Source organism: Streptomyces sp. UH6 (genome assembly GCF_013421635.1).
GTDB classification, from domain to species: Bacteria; Actinomycetota; Actinomycetes; order Streptomycetales; family Streptomycetaceae; genus Streptomyces; species Streptomyces abyssomicinicus.
In genome coordinates this window covers 1-3,224 of the sequence record NZ_JACADT010000664.1, presented here as the reverse complement: position 1 = coordinate 3,224, position 3,224 = coordinate 1, and the positions used below count along the sequence as shown (strand labels likewise).

General features: G+C 74.5%; 2 protein-coding genes. Both read left to right on the top strand.

Going from position 1 to position 3,224, the window contains the following annotated elements:
- Window positions 1-1,077, top strand: a 1,077-nt coding sequence (locus HW445_RS23900; RefSeq protein ID WP_180223011.1) for a polyprenyl synthetase family protein, incomplete at its 5' end; no start/stop codon positions are given.
- A gap of 98 nt (window positions 1,078-1,175) precedes the next feature.
- A complete protein-coding gene (gene shc / locus HW445_RS23895; RefSeq protein ID WP_180223010.1) occupies window positions 1,176-3,182 on the top strand; it encodes a squalene--hopene cyclase in 2,007 nt (668 codons plus the stop codon).
- Window positions 3,183-3,224 lie beyond the last annotated feature (42 nt).

Here is a 3,224-nt window from a genome sequence, read left to right as displayed (position 1 = left end):
GGAGAGACTGTGCCCACTGTGCCCCCGGCCGAGAAGGCTGCCGACGCGGTGGACGTGACCGCGCTGCTGGAGCGCGGCCGGACGCTGGCCACACCGGTGCTGAGGGCCGCCGTGGAGCGTCTCGCGGCGCCCATGGACACCGTCGCCGCCTACCACTTCGGCTGGATCGACGCCGACGGCAACCCGGCCTCCGGGGACGGCGGCAAGGCGGTGCGCCCCGCCCTCGCGGTGATGTCCGCCGAGGCCGCCGGCGCCGCGCCCGAGGTGGGAATCCCCGGAGCCGTCGCCGTGGAGCTGGTCCACAACTTCTCCCTGCTGCACGACGACCTGATGGACGGCGACGAGCAGCGCCGCCACCGCGACACCGTCTGGAAGGTGCACGGCCCCGCCCAGGCGATCCTGGTCGGCGACGCCCTGTTCGCCCTGGCCAACGAGGTCCTGCTGGAGCTCGGCACCGTCGAGGCCGGCCGCGCCGCCCGGCGCCTGACCGCCGCCAGCCGGGCGCTGATCGACGGCCAGGCCCAGGACATCTCCTACGAACACCGCGAGCGGGTCACCGTCGACGAGTGCCTGGAGATGGAGGGCAACAAGACCGGCGCCCTCCTCGCCTGCGCCTGCTCCATCGGCGCCGTCCTCGGCGGCGCCGACGACCGCACCGCGGACGCCCTCGAACGCTACGGCTACCACCTCGGCCTCGCCTTCCAGGCCGTCGACGACCTGCTCGGCATCTGGGGCGACCCGGACTCCACCGGCAAGCAGACCTGGAGCGACCTGCGCCAGCGCAAGAAGTCCCTGCCGGTGGTGGCGGCCCTCGCGGCCGGCGGACCCGCCTCCGAGAAGCTGGGCGAGATCCTCGCCGCCGACGCCGGGATCAGCGACTTCGAGAACTTCTCCGAGGAGGAGTTCGCCTCCCGCGCCGCGCTGATCGAGGAGGCCGGCGGCCGGGCGTGGACCGCCGACGAGGCCCGCCGCCAGCACGCCGTCGCCCTGCGCGCCCTCGACGAGGTCCAGATGCCCGCCCGGGTGCGGGAAGAGTTCGTGGCGCTCGCCGACTTCGTGGTGGTTCGCACGAGATGATCCCGGAAGGTCCGAGCACCGCGTAGTCGCCGGCGGCTTCCCAGGAAGCAGGCCGGTGGCGGACCCGCAGCAGACGCACACTGCAGGAAGGGGAAGCCATGACCGCGACAACCGACGGAAGCACCGGCGCGCTGCCGACCCGCGCCGGACCGGCCGGAACGACTCCGGCCGGCCCCACCGCCCGTCCCCCCGGGGACGGGCCGGCCGGCCCCCGCGAGGCCGCCGCCCTCGCCGCCCGGCGGGCCACCGACTTCCTGCTGGCCACCCAGGACGCCGAGGGCTGGTGGAAGGGCGACCTGGAGACCAACGTCACCATGGACGCCGAGGACCTGCTGCTGCGCCGGTTCCTCGGCATCCTCGACGAGGACACCGCGCACGCCGCCGCCCTGTACGTCCGCGGGCAGCAGCGCGAGGACGGCACCTGGGCCTCCTTCCACGGCGGCCCCCCCGACCTCTCCACCACCGTCGAGGCCTACATCGCCCTGCGCCTCGCCGGCGACGCCCCCGACGCCCCGCACATGACGCGGGCCGCCACCTGGGTCCGCGACCAGGGCGGCGTCGCCGCCACCCGGGTCTTCACCCGCATCTGGCTCGCCCTCTTCGGCTGGTGGCGCTGGCAGGACCTGCCCGAACTGCCACCCGAGATGATCTTCCTGCCGAAGTGGTTCCCGCTCAACATCTACGACTTCGGCTGCTGGGCCCGGCAGACCATCGTGCCGCTCACCGTCGTCTCCGCGAAACGCCCGGTACGCCCCGCGCCGTTCCCGCTGGACGAACTGCACGCCGACCCCGCCGCGCCCCTCCCGCCCAGGCCCCCCGCGCCCGCCACCGGCTGGGACGGCGTCTTCCGGCGCATCGACGACGCGCTGCGCCGCTACCGCGGCATCGCCCCGCGCCCGGTGCGCCGGGCCGCGATGAACGCCGCCGCCCGGTGGATCGTCGAACGCCAGGAGAACGACGGCTGCTGGGGCGGCATCCAACCCCCGCACGTGTACTCCCTGATCGCCCTCCACCTGCTCGGCTACGACCTCGGCCATCCGGTGATGCGGGCGGGCATCGAGGCCCTGGACCGCTTCGCGGTGCGGCGCGAGGACGGCGCCCGGATGATCGAGGCCTGCCAGTCGCCCGTCTGGGACACCTGCCTCGCCGTCATCGCCCTCGCCGACGCCGGGCTGCCCGCCGACCACCCCCAACTGGTGAAGGCCGCCGACTGGATGCTCGGCGAACAGGTCGTACGGCCCGGAGACTGGTCCGTGCGCCGACCCCAGCTCCCGCCCGGCGGATGGGCCTTCGAGTTCCACAACGACAACTACCCCGACATGGACGACACCGCCGAGGTGGTCCTCGCGCTGCGCCGGGTCAGGCACCACGACCCCGAGCGGGTGGAGCACGCCGTCGCCCGAGGCGTCCGCTGGAACCTCGGCATGCAGTCCGCGGGAGGCGGCTGGGGCGCCTTCGACGTGGACAACACCAGCGTGCTGCCCAACCGCCTCCCGTTCTGCGACTTCGGCGAGGTCATCGACCCTCCGTCCGCCGACGTCACCGCCCATGTGGTGGAGATGCTCGCCGTCGAGGGCCACGCCGACGACCCCCGCACCCGGCGCGGCGTCGACTGGCTGCTGCGGGAACAGGAGCCGGACGGAAGCTGGTTCGGCCGCTGGGGCGTCAACTACGTCTACGGCACCGGCTCGGCCGTCCCCGCCCTGATCGCCGCCGGGCTGCCCGCCGGACACCAGGCGATCCGCCGGGCCGTCCGCTGGCTGCGGTCCGTGCAGAACGCGGACGGCGGCTGGGGCGAGGACCTGCGGTCCTACCGGGAGCCCGGAGGATGGGCCGGCCGCGGGGACTCCACCGCCTCGCAGACCGGCTGGGCCCTGATGGCCCTGCTCGCCGCCGGGGAGCACCGGTCCGAGGCGGTGGAACGCGGCGTCGCCTGGCTGGCCGCCACCCAGCGCGACGACGGCACCTGGGACGAGCCCCAGTTCACCGGCACCGGCTTCCCCTGGGACTTCTCCATCAACTACCACCTCTACCGGCAGGTGTTCCCGCTCACCGCCCTCGGCCGGTACCTGAACGGGGAACCCCTCGCCGCGAAGGCGCGCTGATGGGCCCGCCGCCGGCGCCGCATACCTCCGGCGCCGGCCCGT